The 20,537-nt window shown below is 70.6% G+C and carries 22 protein-coding genes; 13 read left to right on the top strand and 9 right to left on the bottom strand.

From position 1 onward, the window contains the following. Nucleotides 1-59 precede the first annotated feature (59 nt). The 3 genes from AB0H93_RS23940 to AB0H93_RS23930 all read left to right on the top strand — a co-directional run bounded on the left by AB0H93_RS23940 (nucleotide 60) and on the right by AB0H93_RS23930 (nucleotide 2,784). Entirely contained in the window at nucleotides 60-1,397 is a 1,338-nt protein-coding gene (locus tag AB0H93_RS23940) for a pitrilysin family protein (protein ID WP_358575298.1), read from the top strand. A 166-nt stretch (nucleotides 1,398-1,563) separates the two neighbouring features. Then, nucleotides 1,564-2,316: a 4-hydroxy-tetrahydrodipicolinate reductase gene (gene dapB, locus AB0H93_RS23935; protein ID WP_358575297.1), complete on the top strand. Its 753-nt coding sequence runs from the start codon at nucleotides 1,564-1,566 to the stop codon at nucleotides 2,314-2,316. A gap of 15 nt (nucleotides 2,317-2,331) precedes the next feature. Next, complete coding sequence (locus AB0H93_RS23930) at nucleotides 2,332-2,784, top strand: hypothetical protein (RefSeq protein WP_358575442.1); 453 nt, start codon at nucleotides 2,332-2,334, stop codon at nucleotides 2,782-2,784. An 18-nt stretch (nucleotides 2,785-2,802) separates the two neighbouring features. Here AB0H93_RS23930 and AB0H93_RS23925 read toward each other — a convergent pair whose 3' ends face one another. From AB0H93_RS23925 to AB0H93_RS23910, 4 genes are read right to left on the bottom strand one after another with little or no spacing between them, the layout of a single operon-like run. After that, nucleotides 2,803-3,477 carry a response regulator transcription factor gene (locus tag AB0H93_RS23925; protein WP_358575296.1) on the bottom strand — a complete coding sequence of 225 codons (675 nt, stop codon included), beginning with the start codon at nucleotides 3,475-3,477 and terminating at the stop codon, nucleotides 2,803-2,805. Next, complete coding sequence (locus AB0H93_RS23920) at nucleotides 3,474-4,625, bottom strand: sensor histidine kinase (protein WP_358575295.1); 1,152 nt, start codon at nucleotides 4,623-4,625, stop codon at nucleotides 3,474-3,476. Before AB0H93_RS23920 ends, AB0H93_RS23925 begins: the two co-directional genes overlap by 4 nt. 29 nt (nucleotides 4,626-4,654) lie before the next feature. After that, entirely contained in the window at nucleotides 4,655-5,107 is a 453-nt protein-coding gene (locus tag AB0H93_RS23915) for a hypothetical protein (protein ID WP_358575294.1), read from the bottom strand. Further along, on the bottom strand, nucleotides 5,107-5,604 hold the full coding sequence (locus tag AB0H93_RS23910; RefSeq protein WP_358575293.1) for a DUF1772 domain-containing protein: 498 nt from the start codon (nucleotides 5,602-5,604) through the stop codon (nucleotides 5,107-5,109). Before AB0H93_RS23910 ends, AB0H93_RS23915 begins: the two co-directional genes overlap by 1 nt. A 640-nt stretch (nucleotides 5,605-6,244) precedes the next feature. Here AB0H93_RS23910 and AB0H93_RS23905 point away from each other — a divergent pair. From AB0H93_RS23905 to AB0H93_RS23885, 5 genes are all read left to right on the top strand, one after another. Next, nucleotides 6,245-8,065, top strand: coding sequence for a hypothetical protein (locus AB0H93_RS23905; protein ID WP_358575292.1), 1,821 nt, complete (start codon nucleotides 6,245-6,247; stop codon nucleotides 8,063-8,065). Nucleotides 8,066-8,222: 157 nt separating this feature from the next. After that, complete coding sequence (locus AB0H93_RS23900) at nucleotides 8,223-9,878, top strand: hypothetical protein (RefSeq protein WP_358575291.1); 1,656 nt, start codon at nucleotides 8,223-8,225, stop codon at nucleotides 9,876-9,878. Between the two features lie 19 nt (nucleotides 9,879-9,897). Then, nucleotides 9,898-11,133, top strand: coding sequence for a YeeE/YedE family protein (locus AB0H93_RS23895; RefSeq protein ID WP_358575290.1), 1,236 nt, complete (start codon nucleotides 9,898-9,900; stop codon nucleotides 11,131-11,133). Nucleotides 11,134-11,178: 45 nt separating this feature from the next. After that, nucleotides 11,179-11,370, top strand: coding sequence for a hypothetical protein (locus AB0H93_RS23890; RefSeq protein ID WP_132487414.1), 192 nt, complete (start codon nucleotides 11,179-11,181; stop codon nucleotides 11,368-11,370). Between the two features lie 34 nt (nucleotides 11,371-11,404). Beyond that, nucleotides 11,405-11,638 carry a hypothetical protein gene (locus tag AB0H93_RS23885; protein ID WP_358575288.1) on the top strand — a complete coding sequence of 78 codons (234 nt, stop codon included), beginning with the start codon at nucleotides 11,405-11,407 and terminating at the stop codon, nucleotides 11,636-11,638. A 130-nt stretch (nucleotides 11,639-11,768) separates the two neighbouring features. Here AB0H93_RS23885 and AB0H93_RS23880 read toward each other — a convergent pair whose 3' ends face one another. Together AB0H93_RS23880 and AB0H93_RS23875 are read right to left on the bottom strand one after the other, a co-directional pair. Beyond that, complete coding sequence (locus tag AB0H93_RS23880) at nucleotides 11,769-12,260, bottom strand: VTT domain-containing protein (protein ID WP_358575287.1); 492 nt, start codon at nucleotides 12,258-12,260, stop codon at nucleotides 11,769-11,771. Between the two features lie 82 nt (nucleotides 12,261-12,342). Continuing rightward, nucleotides 12,343-12,906: a GNAT family N-acetyltransferase gene (locus tag AB0H93_RS23875; protein WP_358575286.1), complete on the bottom strand. Its 564-nt coding sequence runs from the start codon at nucleotides 12,904-12,906 to the stop codon at nucleotides 12,343-12,345. Between the two features lie 150 nt (nucleotides 12,907-13,056). Here AB0H93_RS23875 and AB0H93_RS23870 point away from each other — a divergent pair, with 150 nt between their 5' ends. Then, the gene (locus AB0H93_RS23870) at nucleotides 13,057-14,274 is read left to right on the top strand and encodes a crosslink repair DNA glycosylase YcaQ family protein (protein WP_358575285.1); all 1,218 of its coding nucleotides are present in this window, start codon (nucleotides 13,057-13,059) and stop codon (nucleotides 14,272-14,274) included. A gap of 45 nt (nucleotides 14,275-14,319) precedes the next feature. Here the strand turns inward: AB0H93_RS23870 and AB0H93_RS23865 are convergent, their stop codons facing one another. Further along, nucleotides 14,320-14,706 (bottom strand): helix-turn-helix domain-containing protein, encoded by a 387-nt coding sequence (locus AB0H93_RS23865; protein ID WP_358575440.1) that lies wholly within the window; start codon nucleotides 14,704-14,706, stop codon nucleotides 14,320-14,322. A gap of 97 nt (nucleotides 14,707-14,803) precedes the next feature. On the opposite strand from AB0H93_RS23865, the gene AB0H93_RS23860 reads away from it, so the two are divergent. Then, complete coding sequence (locus AB0H93_RS23860) at nucleotides 14,804-15,496, top strand: NADPH-dependent F420 reductase (protein ID WP_358575438.1); 693 nt, start codon at nucleotides 14,804-14,806, stop codon at nucleotides 15,494-15,496. A gap of 96 nt (nucleotides 15,497-15,592) precedes the next feature. On the opposite strand, the gene AB0H93_RS23855 is transcribed toward AB0H93_RS23860, so the two are convergent. Both AB0H93_RS23855 and AB0H93_RS23850 read right to left on the bottom strand, forming a co-directional pair. After that, nucleotides 15,593-16,594, bottom strand: a complete 1,002-nt coding sequence (locus tag AB0H93_RS23855; RefSeq protein ID WP_358575284.1) for a DUF4097 family beta strand repeat-containing protein — start codon at nucleotides 16,592-16,594, stop codon at nucleotides 15,593-15,595. Between the two features lie 15 nt (nucleotides 16,595-16,609). Beyond that, on the bottom strand, nucleotides 16,610-17,173 hold the full coding sequence (locus tag AB0H93_RS23850) for a toxin-antitoxin system HicB family antitoxin (protein ID WP_358575283.1): 564 nt from the start codon (nucleotides 17,171-17,173) through the stop codon (nucleotides 16,610-16,612). Between the two features lie 163 nt (nucleotides 17,174-17,336). Here AB0H93_RS23850 and thyX point away from each other — a divergent pair, with 163 nt between their 5' ends. The 3 genes from thyX to AB0H93_RS23835 all read left to right on the top strand — a co-directional run bounded on the left by thyX (nucleotide 17,337) and on the right by AB0H93_RS23835 (nucleotide 20,429). Further along, on the top strand, nucleotides 17,337-18,089 hold the full coding sequence (thyX, locus tag AB0H93_RS23845) for an FAD-dependent thymidylate synthase (protein ID WP_358575282.1): 753 nt from the start codon (nucleotides 17,337-17,339) through the stop codon (nucleotides 18,087-18,089). 223 nt (nucleotides 18,090-18,312) lie between these two features. After that, on the top strand, nucleotides 18,313-19,758 hold the full coding sequence (locus AB0H93_RS23840; protein ID WP_358575281.1) for a serine/threonine-protein kinase: 1,446 nt from the start codon (nucleotides 18,313-18,315) through the stop codon (nucleotides 19,756-19,758). A gap of 44 nt (nucleotides 19,759-19,802) precedes the next feature. Further along, nucleotides 19,803-20,429 carry a TIGR03085 family metal-binding protein gene (locus tag AB0H93_RS23835; RefSeq protein ID WP_358575279.1) on the top strand — a complete coding sequence of 209 codons (627 nt, stop codon included), beginning with the start codon at nucleotides 19,803-19,805 and terminating at the stop codon, nucleotides 20,427-20,429. Nucleotides 20,430-20,537 lie beyond the last annotated feature (108 nt).

Here is a 20,537-nt window from a genome sequence, read left to right as displayed (position 1 = left end):
GGCGGGCCGTACGGTTGTGAGTCGTCAACTCACGATGTCGCGACGAGACCTAAAGGGACATGAAGAAGCAGACACGCGCCGGGTACCTGCAGCGTCCCGGGACCACTCGAATCCTCGGCGGCACCGGCGACGCGGCCGTGCGCCGGACGGTTTTGCCGGGCGGCTTGCGGGTGGTCACCGAGCCCGTGCCCGGTGTGCGCTCGGCCTCCGTCGGCATCTGGGTCGCGGTGGGTTCGCGCGACGAGGGCCGCCCGCAGGCCGGTGCCGCGCACTACCTGGAACACCTCCTCTTCAAGGGCACCGCCAAGCGCACGGCGGTGGACATCGCGCAGGAGATCGACGCCGTCGGCGGCGAGCTGAACGCCTTCACGGCCAAGGAGCACACCTGCTACTACGCGCACGTGCTCGACCGCGACCTGCCGCTGGCGATCGACATGCTCTGCGACGTGGTCTTCGACGCGCTGAACGCGAAGTCCGATGTGGATGTCGAGCGCAGCGTGGTCCTGGAGGAGATCGCGATGCGCGACGACGATCCCGAGGACCTGCTGCACGAGCTGTTCACCTCGGCGGTGCTCGGCGACCACCCGCTCGGCCGTTCCGTGCTGGGTACCGAGGACTCCATCACCGAGATGACCCGGGCCCGGGTCAACGGCTTCTACCGGCGCAGCTACGAGATGCCGAAGATGGTCATCGCCGCTGCGGGCAACGTCGACCACGGCCGGGTGCTGCGGCTGCTGCGCAAGGCGCTCGGCGACCGGCTGGACGGCGACGTGCTGCCCGCGCCGCCGCGCACGGGGCGGGCGCGGCTGCCGAAGCAGAAGCCGCTGGCGCTGCACACCGACGACACCGAGCAGGCCCATCTGCTGATGGGCTGCCGCGGCTTCGACCGCTACGACGACCGCCGCTTCGCGCTCGGCGTGCTCAACGCGGCGCTGGGCGGCGGCATGAGCTCGCGGTTGTTCCAGGAAGTGCGGGAGCGGCGGGGCCTGGCCTACTCGGTGTACTCGGCCACCACGGCGTACTCCGACGCCGGGACGTTCTCGGTGTACGCGGGCTGCACCCCGGACCGGCTCGGCGAGGTCGCGACGGTGATCCGCGGCGTGCTCGCCGGCGTCGCGGCCGACGGGCTGACCGCGGACGAGGTGGAGCGCGGGCGCGGGCAGCTGCGCGGCGGCCTGGTGCTCGGCCTCGAGGACAGCGCGTCCCGGATGAGCAGGATCGGCAAGATCGAGCTGAACTACGGCAGGCACTTCACGGTCGAGGAGACCCTGGAGCGCATCGACGCGGTCACCGTCGACGACGTCGCGGAGCTCGCGGCCGAGCTGCTGCGCCGGCCGCTGACCACCGCCGTCGTCGGGCCGTACGACTCGCCGACGGATCTGCCCGACGGGGTGTGATCCCGGACTCGACCGCCCGCAATTTCCATTGAAATCGAACCTCCGATTTCAATGGAAATTGCGGGCCGGGACACCCGCGAGCGGGCGTGGGGTGCCCGTTACCTCGGAGAACGCCGGTGCATAGACTCGCGACAGTGCGGCGTCGAGGTGGAAAGGTAGTCGTCACGTGAACAGCCCGATCAAGGTCGGCGTGCTGGGTGCCCGCGGGCGGATGGGATCCGAGGCGGTTCGCGCCGTCGGCGAGGCCCCCGACACCGAACTGGTCGCCGCGATCAACCGCGAGGACGGCCTCACCGGGTTGCTCGACGGCGGCGCCCAGGTCGCGGTCGACCTCACCCATCCCGACGCGGTGCTCGACAACATCCGGTTCTGCGTCGAGCACGGCATCCACGTGGTGGTCGGCACCAGCGGGCTCGGCACCCCGGAGCTGGACACCGTCCGCTCCTGGCTGGCCGACCGGCCGGAGGTCGGCGTGCTGGTGGCGCCGAACTTCGCGATCGGCGCGGTGCTGTCGATGCGGTTCGCCGAGCTCGCCGCGAAGTTCTTCGAATCCGTGGAGATCGTCGAGCTGCACCACCCCAAGAAGGCCGACGCGCCGTCGGGCACCGCCGCGCGCACCGCGCAGGTGATCGCGCAGGCGCGTGCCGAGGCGGGCCTGGGCGAGGTGCCGGACGCGACGACCAAGGAGCTCGACGGCGCCCGCGGCGCGGACGTCGACGGCGTGCGGGTGCACTCGGTGCGGATGACCGGGCTCGTCGCGCACCAGGAGGTGCTGTTCGGCACCGAGGGCGAGACGCTGACCATCCGGCACGATTCCTACGACCGCCGCTCCTTCATGCCCGGGGTGCTGCTGTCGATCCGCGAGGTCGGGTCCCGGCCGGGCCTGACCGTCGGCCTCGACGCGCTGCTGGGGATCTGAGTGGCCCGCAAGCTGATGACCCCGCGGACGTCCGCGTTCGTGGTGGCGATCGTGCTGCTGGTGTACCTGGTGCTCATGGGTGGCCGCGCAATCACCATGATCACCAGCGGGCAGCCGGTGTTCATCGCCCTCGGGGTGGCGGTCTTCGTGCTGCCGGTGCTCGGCGCGCTGCTGGTCGTCGATCAGCTGCGGTTCGGCGCGAGCACCGAGCGGCTCGCGCAGCGGCTCTACGACGAGGACGCGCTGCCGGACGTCTCGCACCTGCCCCGGCGGCCCTCCGGCCGCGTCGAGCGGGAGGCGGCGGACGCGTACTTCGACGAGAAGCAGGCCGAACTCGAAGCCTCGCCGCAGGATTGGCGGCGCTGGTTCGCGCTGGCGCAGGCATACGACCTGGCCGGCGACCGCAACCGCGGCCGCAAGGCGATGCGCCGCGCGATCGAGCTGGAGCGCGAAGAATCCGCGCGGTGACGCGGTTTTCGCCCGGCGCTACTCGTCCCCGCCGCGGGACCGTCCCGGCGTGATCAGCCCGGTTTCGTAGGCCAGCACCACGAGCTGCGAGCGGTCCCGGGCGTCCAATTTGGACAACAGCCGGCCGACGTGGGTTCGCGCGGTGGCCGGGCTGATGAACAGCCGCTCGGCGATCTCGGCGTTGGAGCACCCGGCGCCGACCTCGGCCAGCACCTGGAGCTCCCGCTCGGTCAGCCCGGCCAGGCGATCGGCGTCGAGCGAGCGGGAGCTCGCCGCCGCGGCCCGCATGACGCGGCGGGTGACCCCGGGCGACAGCAGCGCCTCACCGCCTGCCACCACCCGCACCGCCTCGCGCATCTGCTCCGGCGCGGTGTCCTTCAGCAGGAAGCCCGCCGCCCCGGCGCGAACCGCGTCGAGGATGTTCTCGTCCGTGTCGAACGTGGTGAGCACGACCACCTGGACCTGCCGGAGCGCGGGATCCGCGACGATCCGGCGCGTCGCGGAGAGGCCGTCGCCGCCGGGCATCCGGATGTCCATCAGCACCACGTCGGGCCGCAGCCGCGCGACCTCCGCCACGCCGGCATCGCCGGTGGCCGCATCGCCGACGACGGTGATGTCCGGCGCCCGTTCCAGCAGCGCCCGCAGCCCTTCCCGGATCAGGTGCTGGTCGTCCACCAGCACGACCCTGATCACGGCTGCTCCGCGAGCGGAACGTGCGCCTCGACCACGAAACCTCCATCCGGCCGCGAGCTCACCCGCAGGTCTCCGCCGAGCAGCGCCAGCCGCTCGCGCATCCCGATGATGCCCCAACCGCCCCGTGCCGCGCCGAGGTCGGCGCCGCGACCGTCGTCGCTGATCCGCAAGGCCAGCTCGGCGGTGCGGTAGCCGAGTTCCACGGTGACGCTGCCCGCGCCGGAGTGCCGCAGCACGTTGCTCAACGCTTCCTGAACCACCCGGTAGGCCGTCCCGTCCGCGATCACCGGCAGCCGCCTCGGCTCGCCCTCGGCGCGCACCTGCACGTCGATCCCGGCGGCCCGTACCGGGTGCAGCAGCACATCGAGCTGGTCCAAGCCCTCGATCGCGGTGTCCGGGTCCTCGGGATCGCGCAACGCGCGCACTGTCGTCCGCAGCTCCTGCACCATGTCGCTGCACGCGCCCCGTGCTGCGACCAGTGAACGCTCGGCGGCGTCCGGGTCGTCGCGCAGCGACTCCCGCGCAACATCGGTGTGCAGGGAGATCACCGACGTGGTGTGCGCGAGCAGGTCGTGCAGATCACGCGCGATCCGCAACCGCTCCTGCTCCACGCGGCGGGCAGCCTCCCGCTCCTGCTCCAGCTCCGCTGCTCGCGCCTGCCGCTCCAGCTCGGCACGCCAACCGCGCCGCGATCGGACGCTGTCGCCGAGCGCGATGACAGCCGCCATGAGCCCGGCGGAACTGGTGAACTCGAAGCCGAGCACGAAGGCCGGATCGTCGCCCGTTCGCAGCCGGGCCACCGTGGAGATCAGCAACAGCGCGACCGCGACCCCGCTCGCGATCCGCAGCCTGCCTTGCTCCGCCGCCGAATACAGCGCCGCAGCCACCGGCACGGCCAGCCCGATCGGCGGGTACGAGAGCACGTAGTACGCGAGCAAAGCGACCGTCGTCACCAGCAGCGTCCCGACCGGCCACCGGCGGCGCACCAGCATCAACACGGCGAACAGCGCGCTGAATCCGTACGCGCCGACGCCCGGCGGTTCCGATCCGCCGACGTTCGCGGTGATCGCAGTGCCGACCACCACCAGCACCAGCATCGCCAGGCCGGTGTCGACCGCTAGCTGCCGCCGGCCGCTCGGAGCGTCCACGTCGACGGATCTCCCTTCCACGCGGAACATCAGTGCTTCCGGAAACCGGGCACCGCCTTCGCGATCACCCAGCCGACCATGCCGGTACCAGCGCCGACCAGCACTCCGGTCACGAGACTGCTCAGAAAGGCGAACGCCCGCAACAACAATCCCTCGGCCGCGGGCGCGAGCACCCCGGCGACGTTCCCGCCGAGGCTGGGCGCAGCACCTCCGAATGCTTGCGTCCAGAGCAGCTGGTGCACAACGCCCAGCAGAACGCCGTAGATGACGCCGACGATCAGCAGCGTGCGGAACGCGTTGGGCACCCGAAGCCACAGCACGACCGCCAGCCAGACCGCGATGGGCACGAACACGAGCAATGAATTGACCAGCGGGCTCGCGAGGCGGAGATCGTGGGCGACCACCCGCGGCACGCCCAGCAGCGCCAACCCGAACACCGCCGACAGCGGCATGCCGAGGGATTCCCGCAACCGAGCGAGCATCAGCGCACCTCTTCCCGGTGGTAGCGGAGGAAACCGATGAACGCCGTCGTCGCGGTCACGGCGCTCGCCGCCAGCCGGAACCAGTGCCCGGTCTCGAACTCGACCGCGACCTGCCGCAGGAACTCGGCGGAATGCACGGCGATGCCCTCGGTGAACATGATCTCGTTGCGCGGCCAGAAGTAGAGCGCGGAGAACAAGAACTCACCGCCCAGTAGCGTTGCCAGGCTGCCCGCGAGCCACTGGCGCGGCACCGGATGGCGCCACAGCAGGACGAGGCTCGCCGCCGCCGCCAGCACGGTCACGGCCCCCATCGGCGGGAAGAAGTCGGCGGGCCCGGTGATCTGGAAGAACTCCACGGCACCGGCCAGCGACCGCGGCGGGTCGTGGAAGACGTTCGGGTAGATGACGATCGTCTCGACCGCGATCCCCCCGAACGCCACCATCGCTATCCAGACGTAGGCCCCGGCGATGCCGAGGGAAAGAGCGCGCCTGCGCAAAGTTCCTCCTAAGGGCGAAACATGTTGCGCCCGAAGCTATTCGGGCATCGCGTTCACGTCGTCGGCCTGGAAGCTCTCGCGCCGTACGCATCTCGACGTACGCCGTGCCCGGTCCGAAGTGGACCGCCTCTTGGCGCGCCGCGCCGGCGGCGGCATCGCGGGCGATCCTCAGGCACAATGGGTGCAGGCGCGCGGACTGCAGCTTTTCGGGATTTCTGAAAGAAAATGTTTCGCGGTGGCCGCAAGGTAGGGTTACGTTGTTAACTCCTCTACCGCTCTTCGGGTGAACGCGGGCGCGTGCTGCGCTTTTCCGGGTAACGATGTGCGGCGATCTCACCAAGTGGTTGGGCCATTGACAGCGTCCCCGGTAGTCCCGATCATTTCAGCCATGTCTAGGTTCGCCACTCTGGTGGCTCGCCTGCATGTCGATTTGGTGCAGCAGGCCAGCGCGCTCTGTTGCGCCGGATAGGGCTCTCCTTTCGCGGAACCGGGCCTGGCGTGACAACGCAGGTTTCCCCCGGTCCGATGTGTTCCCTTCGGCATCGCCGCTTTCTCCTCTAGCGCGCGTTTTCCGAACGTGCCGCCGGTGGGGTTCCGGCATGCCTTCAGTCGGGTGATTCCACGGATTCTCGGAGCACAAATGAAGATACGTTTTCGCAGATGGCCCACCGGGCTGGCCGCCGTGCTGCTGGCGGTCGGCGCGGTCACGCTACCCGTCCAAGATGCCTACGCAGATGTCGAAGTATCGACGCAATCGGTCAAAGGCGCCGACGGCAAGGACTACACGGTCACCAACCACCTGGTGAAGAGCGCGCTGGAGAAGTCGCAGTCCGACGGCAAGCGCAAGGAATGGCTGCTGGTCTGGGCCGGCGACGAGAACATCGCCGACACGGTGGTCCCGGACGTGCGGAACCTGCCCGGATCGCTGGGCGGCGGCCTCGGCAAGGCCTCGAACGCCCTGCCCGGTCCGGACTTCCTCGCCGTCATCGATGCCACCCCGGGATCGCCCGGATACGGCCAGGTCGTCAACACCATCACCGTCGGACCGCTGGTGGAGAACGAGCCGCACCACATGCAATACGTGTGGCACAAGGGCGACACCATCTACGCGGGCGCGCTCTTCGGCGCCGCCACCTACGCCTTCGACGTGACCACCCTGCCCAACGTGAAGCTGAAGGGCATCAGCCTGCCGACGCAAACGCTCGGCGGCTCCGTGCCCGACGCCTACTGGGTGCTCAAGGACGGCACGGCGTACGCGACCTACATGGGCGGACCGGTCGCGCCCGGCCCCTACCGCTACGACGACGGTTCGGTGCACATCGGCAACGGTTTCGCCGGCAGCCCCGGTGAAGTCGTGCGCTTCGACGAGAACGCCAAGGTGCTCTCGCAGTCCCCGGCGGCCACGCCCGGCGGCGACAACGAGAAGCTGTGCGCCAACCTGCCGAGACTCGGCGAGCCGACCTGCGCCAACCCGCACGGCATCCAGGCCCGCGAGGACCTGAACACGCTGGTGACCGCCGACTACGTCGAGCCGCGCAACATCATCCTGGACCCGGTGAAGGCGCCGTCGCCGTACCTGCGCCGTCCCACCGTGCGCACCTGGGACATCTCCGACCGCAACCACCCCAAGCTGAAGGCGGTGTCCTACCTGCCGGACGGTCCCCGCGCCGATCCGAACGACCCGCTGCACCAGGAAAGCCGCGCGGTGATGGAGACGACCGTCACCAACCTCCCCGGTCACAAGGGCGCCTTCGCCCAGACCATGCAGGGAGGCGCGGTCTTCTACACGCCGGACATCACCGCGGCCGAACCGCACTGGCGGCAGGTCTTCGACGACGGCACGGCCAGCCCCGGCTTCGACGCGGCCAACGACCGCAACGGCGGCAGCTCCAACGGCGGCTGGATCCAGACCAGCCCGGACGACCGGTTCCTGTACCGGGCGATCCAGGGACGCCAGCCCGGCACGTTCGGGGCCGACGACCCGGGCACCACGGGCGGCGTCTACGTGCTGGACATCTCCAAGCTCGTCGGAGCCGGCGACGACTACAAGTGCTCGATCGACACCAAGCAGGAGTCCGAGCACGGCGGTGCCGAGGCCGACTGCCCGACGCTCGCCGGTGCCACCCCGATCAACCCCGGCAAGCCCGGCGCCGGCCCGCACTGGGGCGCGTACGACAACTTCGTGCTCGGCCCGGACGGCTTCTACCGGGAAACCCAGCAGCCGCAACGGCTCGCGGTGTCGAACTACTTCGTGGCCCGATCTGGTCTGGACGGCGACCACAAGGTCAACGTCGTGAGCCTGGGCAACGACGGCTCGGTGTCGGTCGACGACGAGTTCCGCGACGAGGTCACCGGTGAGGTCGGCGTGAACTTCAACCGGCGGTCCTGGCCGCACGGCGAGTTCGGCAACGCCAAACCGCACTCGGAGCTGTTCGTGGTCGCCGACGGCGACGTGAAGTAAACCGCGCACCCGGGTGGAGGAGCCGTTCCCGCACGGAACGGCTCCTCCCCAGGAGGCGATTTCACGCGAAATCGCCATTCCCCACGCGTGGCAGGTGGCGATTTCGCGCGAAATCGCCGGAACCCGAGCGAGAGAACGCGAGTGGCTGATGGAGAACATGCACTCCCACACCGGGGTGTCCAGTGTGGATCTGCTGGCCTTGGTGCTGCGGATTCTCCTGTTGACCAGCACCGCGGTGGTCGCGGGCGTCGGCCTGCTGCGCGCCGTGGTGGCGGTGCCGCCGTGGCTGGCCTGGACGGCCGGCGGCATCGCCGCGCTGGCCAGCGGGTGGTCCGCGGCGGTGCTCGACATCAACATCGGTTTCGCGGTGGCGCACGCGATCCTCGCGCTGGCGGTGCCGCTCGCGTTGCGGTGGCGGGCCGCCGCGACCTACCTCGGGTTCGCGCTGGCGCTGCTGCTGATCGCCGAGGCCGGGCTCGGGCATTCGTCGCTCGCGTTCTTCCTCGACACCGTGTTCGCCGCCGTCGCCGTGGTCTGGTTCGGCTTCGCCGTCGGATCCTGGCGCGACGAGGGCGGGCTGCGGCCCGGCCCGGTGGCCCTGACCGCGGCGTTGGCGCTGGCCGGGGCCGCGCTCGCTCAGTTGCTGCTGTCGGGCCTGCTCGACCGCCGACTGGTGGACAGTGCTTACGGCTTGGCGCTCGTCGGGCTGGTCGTGGCGTCACTGGGAGTTCTGGTGCTGACCGCCGTAGTCCGCGACGTCCGGCGGGTCTACCGGCTGGGCGCGGTGGGCGTGCTGGTCGCGGTCGTCGCGTGGACCGCCCTGCCGGGCATTCCGCAGCCGCACGACCTGGCGGTGCCCGGCATCCCACGGCTTGCGTCGGCCGCCGGGACACCGGTGCTGGTCAGCCCGCACCGGCCGGGGCGAAACCTGGTGCACTTCCCGGCGAGCGCGGGACTGGACGTTGTGGTCGAATCCGGCGACCGGATCTCGCGGGCCGTGCCGAGACCGGGCAGCACGGGGACCTGGGCCGAGGTCGAACTGGCCAGCGGTCGCAGCGATTTCGTGGTGCGTCGCGGGGCGGAGCAGGGCACGGTGGACGTCGACACCGGCGAGCTCCCGGCGTTGCCGGACGCCGTCGCCGCGGACGGGCCCGAATGCGCCAGCGCCGCGCTGGGCGGCATCGCCGCCGGCGCCCCGTCGGTGCTGGACAGCTGCCCGTCAGAAGAGTTGTCCGCAGAGGACGAGGATGCGCTCCGCAAGCAGGTCGGCTACCTCGCCGCAGCCGGGGTTCCGTCGATCGCCGTGATCAGCGACGAATCGCCCCGCTCCCGAGCCGCCGCCGACGTGGTGCTTTCCCAAGCACAGCAACGCGGACTGGTGATCCGGGATGATCCCGGCGGCGCGTTGCTTGTCGTCTCCGGCTGGTCGCGCGCCGCAGAAGCCCTCGAATCCAGCAACAGCGGGCCGGGCTACATCTACGGCGTCCACCTAGCCCCGTGGCTGCTGCACGGGCCGGTCGTGAACGCCGTTGCCGGCTCGTCGATCCCGCTGCGCTTCGACCCCCGCGACGAGCGCTCGCTGACCTACGGCATGACGCTGGCCGGCGTATTCGGCGGCGAGCCCCCGTCGCTCGCCGGATTCCGCCGCTGGCTGGCGGCGCGTCAGGAGAACCTCACCGGCGACGTCGCGATCTACGCCTCCGCCCAGGTGGACGTGATGCGGATGGCCAACCACCCGCACGGTAGTTCCGCCGCGGGCCAATGGATTCCGAAGGGCACCATCGTCGCCATTTCCGGCCCCCTCCCGTCCTGACCCAGAACCAGGAGTGCTCATGTCTGTTGTGGACGTTTCGCGTCCGGTCGTCCCACCTGTGCAGGCGCCACCGGCGCAGCGCGGCGTGGTCGCGATCGGAGTCGCAGTAGCCGTCGTGATCGGCCTCGCCGTCAACAACGCCGCAGGCTGGAAGCTCACGGTGCTCTACGCGATCGGCCTCGCGCTCGGGCTCGTGCTGTTCCATTCCCGCTTCGGCTTCACCTCGGCGTGGCGGCAGCTGGTGACCGTCGGCCAAGGCCGGGCGATCCGGGCGCACATGCTGATGCTGGGCGTGGCGTGCCTGCTGTTCTCCGTGCTGCTGGGCAGCGGCGCGAGCCTATCCGGAACACCGGAGGGCACCGTGGCGCCGGCCGGGCTCGGCGTGGTGTTGGGCGCGTTCCTGTTCGGAGTGGGCATGCAGGTCGGCGGCTCGTGCGCCTCCGGGACGCTGTTCGCCGTCGGCAGCGGGCAGACCGCGATCCTGTTCACCCTCGGCGGCTTCATCGCCGGCTCGGTCGCCAGCGCCTTCGCCGCCGACTGGTTCAAACTGCTGCAGAACACCGGACCCAGCGTTTCGCTCGCCGACACGCCACTGGGGTACGCCGGAGCACTGGTCATCTCGCTGCTGGTCATCGGTGCCATCGCCGGCGCATCGGTGCTGATCGAACGCCGCCGGACACCGCCGCCGATCGAACAGCCGCCGACCGAACGCGGCGTGTTGCGGGCGCTGCGCGGCTCCTGGCCGTTGTGGGTCGGGGCGCTGCTGCTAGCCGGGCTGAACGCGCTGACGCTGTTCGTGTCCGGGCACGCCTGGGGAATCACCTCGGCGTTCGGCTTGTGGGGCGCCAAGATCCTCGGCTGGGTCGGCATCGACATCTCGGGCACGCCGTTCTGGAGCGTGCCCGAGAACGCCGCGAAGCTCTCGGCTTCCGTGCTCACCGACCGGATTTCGGTGATGGACTTCGGAATCATGATCGGCGCGCTCATCGCCGCCGCCCTCGCCGGCGTCTTCACCCTGCACCGCAGGATTCCGTGGAAGCTGGCGGTCGGCGCCGTGCTCGGCGGCGTGGTCATGGGAATCGGCGCCCGGCTCGCCGGTGGCTGCAACATCGGCGCCTACTTCTCGGGCGTGGCCTCGTTCAGCCTGCATGGCTGGTTGTGGGGCGCCATGGCCCTCATCGGCACCTTCGCGGGCGTCGCGCTGCGCCCGCTGTTCGGGCTCACCAACCCCAAGCCGTCCGACTCCGTCTGCTGATCTGCCGCGCGGAAACCGCGTGGAACACCGAGAAATGGAGGAACCATGGCCACATCCATCCGCAGGTTCGCCGCGGCGACCGCGACCGCGCTGGCCGCCTGCCTGCTGACCGGCGGCGTCGCCACGGCCGAGCCGATCTGGGTGCTGCCCGGCGTCGACCTGGGCGCGGTGCTCGGCCCCACAGTCCAGTTGCCCACCCAGCTGCTGCAGCCCGTCTTCGACGTGCTCGGCGGCTGAGGAACGACCCGAAGACGGATTGAGGAGGAAGAACATGAAGCGGACCGCAGGACGTGCCGTTGCCGCCTCGTTGCTCGCCGGAGTCGCCTTGCTCGGCGCCGGCCCGGTGGCACTCGCCGAGGCGCCGCAGGGGGACGGTGTGGCAGTCGTCGACGAACCCGACACCGGCGACCTGAACAACAAGTGGACCTTCGCACCGTTGGGTGTGCCGGTCTTCGGTCTGATCGACTCGGTCAGCGGCGTCCCCAAGCGCCTCGGCCTGATCTGAGCCGTCACGCTCGGGATGCCATCGCCGGTCACGGGGCCGTGAGTCCTTCGGGTCGCAGCAGCGGCCCAACGGACTTACGGCCCTGCGCCTGCAGGTCAGGAGCCTTCTCGTCGGGAGCGCGGCCTTCCGGTCACAGCCAGCCGACGACCACACCCGGCGCGATCGCCAGCGCACCGAAGCGGATGAAGCGCCCGATGAAACCCGTGACCAGGAACGTGGTCAGCGGCACCTTCGCCCAGCCCGCGATCACCGCGATCGCGGCGAACGGCGGCAGGCTCGCGGCCGCGCTGATCAGCAGCACCGCGCCGGTCCACACCGGCCGACGACGGCAGTTCGTCCGGAACTTCTCCATCCACTCGCGCCAGCGGCTGTCCTTCCGCTCCCGCTCGGTCTTGCGCCGGAACATCCGGGGCAGCCGGATCGAGCCGCGCGCCGCGTAGTAGTGCAGCAGCTTTCCGCCGATCTGACCGGCGGCGATGACCAGCGCCAGCAGCCACCACGGGATCTCCGGGCTCTTGAGCACCAGCCCGATCGCGAACAGCTCGACGCTGATCAACGGGAGCAGCGCGGAGGCTACCGACACCCCGAAGGCGGTGGACAGCAAACCGATCACGGTCAGCACGATCGCTCCCAGCGAGCTCGGACCCCAGCAGGCGATGTGGCCGGCAACTCCGCGCGCGCCCGAGCGGGCACGGCACCGGTGTTCACCGTTCTTCGAACTGCAATTCCATCGGACCCGACAACCGCAATTCCCGCAGCGGACGGCCGCCGGCGTCCAACGTGCGTACCGTACCGTCCGGAGCCCAGCCCGCACTGCCGAAGAAGGCCATCGACGCCGTGTTCGCCTCGGGCACCCACGTGATGCCGCGCGTGGCCCCGCCCGCGGCGAGTCGCTCCACCATCGCGCCGAGCAGCCGCCTGCCGTGGCCGCGCCGTCCCCAGCGCGGCTCCACCAGCAGCGTGCTGACCAGCGCGACCGTGGCCGCATCCGCCGGCAGGGTGCCGTTGGCCGCCGCCACCTCCGCCTCCGGGGCCGGGCCTGCCGCGCAGAACCCCACGATCCACGGGCCTTCCGTCGCGACCAGCACCGCGGCCGGACCGTCGGTCAGGGCGTGCCGCCACTCCTGCTCGGTCGCCGCGCTGTCCAACTCGTCCAGCACCGCCGCGGGCAGCAGCTCGGTGAAGGCGGTGCGCCACGTCGTCAGCTGGATGCGAGCGATCTCCGCGGCATCGGACGGCACAGCTTCCCGCACATCGGCATCAGCCATGGCGACAACCTAACGTGCCCGAACGGTTACCGAACCGGCCGCCCTGCAACCGGTACCGGGACTTCCGGTTCCGGGTGAATCGGCCCGGGGGCGCGGCAGAACGGGCCGCTGGTGATCGGGTTGTCGGGGGTTGCTGGCACGATCTGGCGGGTGCAGACCATGAGCCGCGACACCGCACGCCGACTCGCTTTGGCCGCCCAGGGATTCGCCGACCCGCCGCCGCGCGGCGAGGTGACGCGCCGACACCTGCAGCGTGCCCTGGCCCGCACCAAGCTCCTGCAGCTCGACTCGGTCAACGTGGCCGTCCGGGCCCACTACATGCCGCTGTTCAGCCGGCTCGGCGGCTACGCGGCCGAGCTACTCGATACGGCGGCCTGGACGCACCGGTCGCGGCAACCACGCCTGCTCGTCGAGTACTGGGCGCACGAAGCGTCGCTGATCCCGATCGAGGACTGGCCGCTGCTGCGGTGGCGGATGCGGGAGTACGGCGGGGCTTGGCGACGGCGCAGCCGCGAGCTGCTGGAACGCTCGCCCCAGCTGATCGACGACGTGCTGACCGCGGTGAAGGAACTCGGGCCGATCGGCGCGGGTGGCCTGGAACGCGAGCTCGGCGGCGGCGAACGCCAGGGGAGGGGGCCCTGGTGGAACCGCACCGACACGAAACGGGCCTGCGAACTGCTGTTCGCGATGGGCGAGCTGACCACCGGCACCCGACGCGGCTTCGAGCGGCTCTACGACCTTCCCGAACGCGTGCTGCCAGCGGATGTCCTCGCGCACGAACCGGAGGACGACGAGGCGATTCGCGCGCTGGTGGAGCGGTCCGCGCACGCGCTCGGCGTTGCCACCGAACCGGATCTGCGGGACTACTACCGGCTTTCGCCCGCGCAGTCCCAGCAGGCCGTGGCCGAGCTGGTGGAGGACGGTGTGCTGGAACCGGTCGCGGTGCAGGGCTGGCGGCAGCCCGCGTACCGCTACACCGCGGCCCGCATCCCCAGGAAGGTCACCGGCCGTGCGCTGCTCTGCCCGTTCGACCCGCTGATCTGGGAACGTTCCCGCGCCGAACGGCTTTTCGAGTTCCGCTACCGCATCGAGATCTACGTGCCCGAGCCCAAGCGGCAGTTCGGCTACTACGTTTTCCCCTTCCTCCTCAACGGTGAGCTGGTGGCCCGCGTCGACCTGAAGGCCGACCGCGCCGCCGGCGTGCTGCGGGTACCGGGCGCGTTCCTCGAAGCCGGCCACGATTCGGGCGAGGTCGTGCCGGAGCTGTCCGCCGCGTTGCGCGACATGGCGTCCTGGCTCGGTCTCGATGACGTCGTGGTCGGCGCCAGGGGAGACCTGGCCAAGCCGCTCCGCGCTGCCGGCCGCTGATCGCGGAAGCCCGCCGAGAGCGGTGACCGTGCGGGCGGCGCGCGTTCAGCTCGCGCAGGTGCCGTCCGCGCGGTCGTGTTCTTCTTGCGCCGCCATGACTTCGTCGCCGTGGCGGAATCCCCATTCGCCGAGCATCCCGATCGGGCCCAGCAGGCTCTCGCCCAGCTCGGTCAGCCGGTACTCGACGCGGGGCGGAGCCTCCCGGTAGGTGCACCGGTCGATCAGGCCGTTGTACTGGAGCCGGCGCAGCGTCTCGGAAAGCACCTTGGTGCGGATGCCACCGATCTGCCGCCGCAGGTCGATCGGACGCAACGGCCCCTTGCGGAGCGCCCAGACGACCACCGGATTCCACGTGTTAGACAGCAGGTCGAACGCCAACCGTGCCCGGCAGTCGGCGAGGAACTCGCTGTTCGCGGGCAACGCCTCGGACATCTCGGTCATGGGACTCTCCTCACCTGCCTGGAACCCCATCCTGCCCGGCCGTGGGACACCGATTGGTAGCCATCGGGCCGCTTAGCGTCGGACCGGCATCCCACCGGAGAACTCGAACGAAAGAGAGAAGAGACCTGTGCGAATCGGGATTCTGGGCGCCGGGAACATGGCCGACGCACTCGGTACACAGTGGACGCGAGCCGGTCACCACGTGATAGTGAGTGGTCGCGACCCGGCCAAGGCAAGCGCACTCGCGGAGCGGCTCGGGCCGTCGGCGCGGAGCGGAACCTTCGCGGAAGCCACCGAGTTCGGCGATGTCGTCCTCGTCGCCGTGCCGCACTCGGCGGTCGCCGACGTGCTCACCGCCGCCGGAGCCGAGGTCGGCACCTTGCAGGGCAAGGTGTTGATCGACTGCACGAACGCCGTTATCCCCGATCGCTTCACCCTCGACCTCCCCACCGGAACCTCGATGGCCGAACGGATCGCCGGCCAGGCGGTCGGGGCGCACGTCGTCAAGGCCTTCAACACCTGCCACGAATCCGTCTGGCGTTCGACCCCACCGGTTTTCGACGGCCGACCGCTGGTCGTTCCGCTGTGCGGGGACGACGACGAGGCGATCGCCACCGTTCGGTCGCTGGTGACCGACATCGGCTGCGTACCGGCCGACGGAGGCCCGCTGGAACGAGCGTCGCTGCTGGAAGCCACCACCGCTTTCATGATCGGCCTGTGGTTCCGCGGCATCGATGCACAGGCCATGTTGCCTCCGCAGAAGTACGGCACCGGCGGCTGACCACCCGCGGCGACGAGCCCGGCCGCGTCGATGGATCGGTCGTCGTGCGGCCGATCCATCGACGCCGTTCGGCGCTCGTACCAGGCCTTCCACGTTTCACGTGGCTGTCGTCAACATGGCATCACCCGTTCCTGTGCGGCCGAAGATCTGCAGCTTCGGTTCCTTCTCGGGCGGTACTTCGGAGACCACCAGGTCGCTGCTCGCCGTGCCGGTGGACGAGGTGAGGTCCACCTCCGCGGAGGTTCCGCGATGGACGGACACCTGCAACTCGCCGGAGCCGGTGATCAGCTCGACCTGCCCGGCGGTCGCGTCCGCGACCGTCAGGTCGCCGCTGCCGGAACGCACCAGCACGTCACCGGACACGGTGCCGAGCCACACGTTCCCACTGCCGGTGGCCACCGACGACGCCGTCTCGATCACGGCGATCTCGACGTCGCCGCTCCCGCTGCGCGCATGCACGCCGCCGGCCATCGTGCCCAGCCGGAGCTGGCCGGAACCGGACCGGATCGTGGCCCGATCCGACGCCCGCTCGATCGACACCGTGCCGGAACCGGCCTGAACGTTGATCCGCCCGGCCGTGCCGGTCACGCTGATCTCGCCGGAGCTGGAGTGCACCCCGACCTCCGAGTCCAGCGGGGCGCGAACCTTGACCGCCAGCGGGACGTTGCGCAGCGGGGCGTTGGCCGGGGTCCGGACGGCGAGCCGGTTGCCGGTGAGGTCGATCCGCGTCCGCCGCACGGCCTCGGAGATCGGCTCCTGCGCCCCGCGCCCGCGGTCGGCCTCGCCACCGGTGCGGATGCCGGCCTCGCTGAACTGCTCGGTGACCCAGCTCAGCAGCCCGGTCAGGCCGCCGCGCCAGTCCGGTCCGCTGGCGGCTGCATCGTGCCGGACCTCGACGTGGGTCGTCGCGGTTTCGGCCAACTCGATCACGACCGGCCCCAGGCTGTTGCCGATGTCGATGCGAATCGGCCCGGCGGTGTCGAAGTCCTGGCTGCGCACCAGTTCGGCCAACCGCTCCTCGGCGCTCGACCGCTCCTCCGCGTCCGGCCGGTCGGCGGGCTCGGCCGGGCCGCCGCCCGTGGTCTCGTCGTTCGTCATCGCGATCCCCTCCTCTCAGCCTTCGACCCAGCCGCGCACCCGCGAGCCGGGCTCGCCGCGCCACCGCCCGCGCGGGCCGCCGCCGGGCGGTCCCCATGGTCGGCCGCGACCGTGCCGCGGGTGGTCCCACGGGCCGCGCGGCCGCCCGGTGTGCAGCGCACCCTGAACCGCCTGCGCGACCCAGGTGTTCAACGACACGCCCTGGCTCGACGCGGCCTGTTCGGCCTGCGACTTGATCTCCTCCATCAGGCGGAGCGTGATGCGGCTGATGTCACCGCTGTCGCCGCTCGGCGGTGGTGGCGGCGGCTCGGCCTCGTCCTCCACCGTGGGTGGTGCGGTGTCGCCGCTGACCACCACTCGGACGTCGCGGCCGTCGAGGCGGATGTCGACGACCTGGCCGTCCAGCAGGGTCGTCACCTCCGCTGCCAGGTCGGACAGTGCGTTCATGATCGCCAGCCGTGCGGCCGGCTCGATCGCGCCGGACAGCACCGCCGCGGTCTGCCGGGTCTGGTCGTCCCCGGCGGAGGCGGCGGAGCTCAGGTCCTCGCGAAGCTGCTCGATGTAAGGGCTCAGATCCATGACACCACTATGACTTCATCTATGGCGTCATGCAATGACCTGATGGTGTCATCTGGCGTCATGGGATCTTGTCGGGACCGCCGGTTACGCTCGATGCACACATGGGGAGTCGCAAACGGCAGTCGTCGACCGCCGTCCAGAGCAGGAAAGGGGCCCGCCCGTCGTGACCGAGATCGTGCGGCCGAAAGTGCAGCTGATCGGCAAGACCGAGTTCTTCCCGCCGGAGGACGTGCCCTGGTCGACCGACGCCGACGGCGGGCAGGCGCTCGCGGAGTTCGCCGGTCGCGCGTGCTACCAGTCGTGGCGCAAGCCGAACCCGGCCACCGCCACCAACGCTGGCTACCTGAAGCACATCCTCGAGGTCGGCCACCTGTCCGTGCTGGAGCACGGCTCCGTGTCCTTCTACCTGTCGGGGATGTCGCGCTCGCTGACCCACGAGCTGATCCGGCACCGGCACTTCTCCTACTCGCAGCTGTCGCAGCGGTACGTGCCGGAGCGCGACGCCGCGATGGTCGAGCCCGACGTCATCGCCGGTGACCCGGAGCTGCACGAGAAGTTCGTGCAGGCCACCGAGGCGAGCGTCGCCGCGTACACCGAGCTGCTCGCCGCGCTCGAGGAGAAGTTCGCCGACGAGCCGAAGGCGACGCTGCGCCGCAAGCAGGCCCGGCAGGCGGCCCGCGCGGTGCTGCCCAACGCGACCGAGACGCGGATCGTGGTGACCGGCAACTACCGGGCGTGGCGGCACTTCGTGGCGATGCGCGCCTCCGAGCAGGCCGACGTCGAGATCCGGGCCCTCGCCATCGAGTGCCTGCGGCAGCTGCAGAAGGCCGTGCCGAACGTGTTCAGCGACTTCGAGATCACCACGCTGAAGGACGGCACCGAGATCGCGTCCAGCCCGTTCGTCACCGAGGGCTGAACCGGGTTCGCCAGGTTTTCGCGAATCGGACGGCCGGCTCCCGCCTGGGGCGCCGGCCGTCCGCGCATCCCGGGCAGCCGGCAGCGGTCCCGCCCCAGCAGGGAACCGATCGGTCCGCCGCACAGTCAAAGGACCTATCCGGCTCATCTGATTGGATGAACGGCGAGGCGGGAACGTTTGCGCTGCGTGGTCGCGCGCGAGGACTTCGGTGGAGGACGGCGCAGTGGTTGAGCAGATCGGGCCAGGGCAGCAGGCCCGGGTGATCGGCGGTCGGTACCAGGTCGTCCAGGAGCTCGGACGCGGCGGCATGGGGATCGTCTGGCGTGCCTGGGACCAGGTCATCGGCCGCGAGGTCGCGATCAAGGAACTGCACCTGCCCGACGGCGTGCCCCCGGCCGAGCGGCAGGTCTTCGAGGAGCGGGTGCTCCGCGAGGCGCGCACCGCGGGACGGCTGAACGACCCGGCGGTGGTCACGGTGCACGACGTGCTGGCCGAGTCCGGCGTCACGTACATCGTGATGGAGCTGGTGCAGGCGGTCACCCTCAGCGACTACGTCGCGCAGTGGGGTCCGCTGCGGCCAGAGCAGGCCGTGGACCTGACCCGCCAGGTGCTTTCCGCGCTGGAGACCGCGCACGCGGCCGGGATCGTGCACCGCGACGTGAAGCCGAGCAACATCATGGTCGCTGACGGCCGGGTCAAGCTGGCCGACTTCGGGATCGCCCAGACCCTGGACGACCCGCGGCTGACCAGCAGCGGCGCGATCGTCGGCTCGCCGTCGTTCATGGCGCCGGAGCGGATCAAGGGCGCGGACGCCTCGCCGGCAAGCGACCTGTGGTCGCTGGGCGCGACGCTGTTCTTCGCGGTCGAGGGCTGGATTCCGTTCGAGCGGCAGACGACGGCCGCCACGCTGCACGCGGTGCTCAACGATCCGCCCCGCCTGTCCGGCCCGCACGGCATGATCGGCTCGGTGATCACCGGGCTGCTGATCGCCGATCCGCGGGCGCGGTTCACCGGCCCGCAGATCCGGGCGCTGCTGGACAGCGCTCCCGCCAACGGCGGCAACCCGGACCAGACCCTGTCGGTCGGCAGCCCCACCCGGGTCGCCCCGGGGGCGCCGAAGCCGAAGCGTTCCAAGGGCCCGTGGCTGATCGCTGCGGCCGTCGCCGTCGTCGTGCTGTTCGTCGCCGGGCTCCTGGTCGGGCGGTTCGCGCTGGTCGGCGGAGGTGCACCGGCCGCGATGGATTCGACCCTGGTGTTCGGCGAGGGCGGCGACGTCGCCGGTTTCGACCCCGACGCCAAGGACTGCGGCACCGGGAAGATCACCGCGGGCAAGCCCATCAACAACACGACGTCCTGCTCCGACCCGCACGACTTCGAGTTCTACGCGTCGGGCTCCGCGTTCAGCTCCAGCGGCTACGACACGGCCTACCCCGGCAAGGACGTGCTGGTCGCATACGGCGAGGGCTACTGCTCGATGTACTTCGCCTCGGACAAGGTCGTCGCGCCGGGCAAGCAGACCACGTTGCGCTACGTCACTCTCGTCCCCTCGGAACAGGACTGGAACGCACACCGCCAGTCCGAAGGCGACCGGAAGACCGGCTCGCAGAGCATCTACTGCGCCCTCTACAGCGCGTCCGGCGACAAGCTGCAGACTTCCGCGACGAAGTGATCTCCTGCGCCACCCCGAGCATCGGCGGTGGCTAGAGTGGGCGCATGGGTGTGGCCAGCGATGAGCGCCAGCAGTTGTGCGACCTGTTCGAGCGGCTCGGCCCGGATGCGCCGACGCTGTGCGCCGGGTGGAGTACCAAGGACCTCGCGGTGCACCTCGTGGTGCGCGAACGGCGGCCGGACGCGGTGGCGGGCAAGTTCGTGAAGGCGCTCGTCGATCGCAGCGAGCGCATCCAGAACGAGCTGCGCGCGCTGTCCTGGCCGGAGTTGATCGACCAGATCCGGCAGGGGCCGCCGAAGTGGAACCCGCTCGGCTTCTCCGGCGTGGACGAGGCGGTCAACGCCGCCGAGTTCTACGTGCACCACGAGGACGTCCGGCGGGCTCAGCCGGATTGGCAGCCGCGTCCGTCCGACCCGGAGCGCGAGGAAGCGCTGTGGAAGTCGCTGACCCGGGTCGCGAAGATGTTCTACGGGCGCAGCCCGGTGGGCGTGGTGCTGCGGCGCCCGGACGGCACCGAGATCGCGGCCAAGCGCGGCCCGCGCACGGTGCGCTTCGTCGGCGAGCCCAGCGAGCTGATCCTGCACGCCTTCAGCCGTCGTGCAGCGAAGGTCACGTCCGAGGGCAACGAGGCCGATGTGCTCGCGGTCGAGGACCTGCGCCGGTCTTTTTGACGCGAGGGGCGGAAACTCGCTCGCGCGGCGGCGGCCGGACCGGAAGAAACACGGCGTTCCCGGGCCTGCGGACGCCGGGTTTCCCGAATGTGCGCTGAGGCTGATCCG

Origin of the sequence: Saccharopolyspora sp. NPDC050642 (assembly GCF_040654735.1) — a bacterium.
GTDB lineage: Bacteria > Actinomycetota > Actinomycetes > Mycobacteriales > Pseudonocardiaceae > Saccharopolyspora > Saccharopolyspora elongata.
This window is presented reverse-complemented; position numbering and strand designations above follow the sequence as displayed.

Excerpts from the sequence above, each read along its gene's own strand:
- AB0H93_RS23940 (WP_358575298.1), top strand. The coding sequence starts at position 60 with ATGAAGAAGCAGACACGCGCCGGGTACCTGCAGCGTCCCGGGACCACT.
- AB0H93_RS23930 (WP_358575442.1), top strand. The coding sequence starts at position 2,332 with ATGACCCCGCGGACGTCCGCGTTCGTGGTGGCGATCGTGCTGCTGGTG.
- AB0H93_RS23915 (WP_358575294.1), bottom strand. The coding sequence starts at position 5,107 with ATGCTCGCTCGGTTGCGGGAATCCCTCGGCATGCCGCTGTCGGCGGTG.
- AB0H93_RS23905 (WP_358575292.1), top strand. The coding sequence starts at position 6,245 with ATGAAGATACGTTTTCGCAGATGGCCCACCGGGCTGGCCGCCGTGCTG.
- AB0H93_RS23900 (WP_358575291.1), top strand. The coding sequence starts at position 8,223 with ATGCACTCCCACACCGGGGTGTCCAGTGTGGATCTGCTGGCCTTGGTG.
- AB0H93_RS23895 (WP_358575290.1), top strand. The coding sequence starts at position 9,898 with ATGTCTGTTGTGGACGTTTCGCGTCCGGTCGTCCCACCTGTGCAGGCG.
- AB0H93_RS23890 (WP_132487414.1), top strand. The coding sequence starts at position 11,179 with ATGGCCACATCCATCCGCAGGTTCGCCGCGGCGACCGCGACCGCGCTG.
- AB0H93_RS23885 (WP_358575288.1), top strand. The coding sequence starts at position 11,405 with ATGAAGCGGACCGCAGGACGTGCCGTTGCCGCCTCGTTGCTCGCCGGA.
- AB0H93_RS23875 (WP_358575286.1), bottom strand. The coding sequence starts at position 12,906 with ATGGCTGATGCCGATGTGCGGGAAGCTGTGCCGTCCGATGCCGCGGAG.
- AB0H93_RS23865 (WP_358575440.1), bottom strand. The coding sequence starts at position 14,706 with ATGTCCGAGGCGTTGCCCGCGAACAGCGAGTTCCTCGCCGACTGCCGG.
- AB0H93_RS23855 (WP_358575284.1), bottom strand. The coding sequence starts at position 16,594 with ATGACGAACGACGAGACCACGGGCGGCGGCCCGGCCGAGCCCGCCGAC.
- AB0H93_RS23850 (WP_358575283.1), bottom strand. The coding sequence starts at position 17,173 with ATGGATCTGAGCCCTTACATCGAGCAGCTTCGCGAGGACCTGAGCTCC.
- AB0H93_RS23835 (WP_358575279.1), top strand. The coding sequence starts at position 19,803 with ATGGGTGTGGCCAGCGATGAGCGCCAGCAGTTGTGCGACCTGTTCGAG.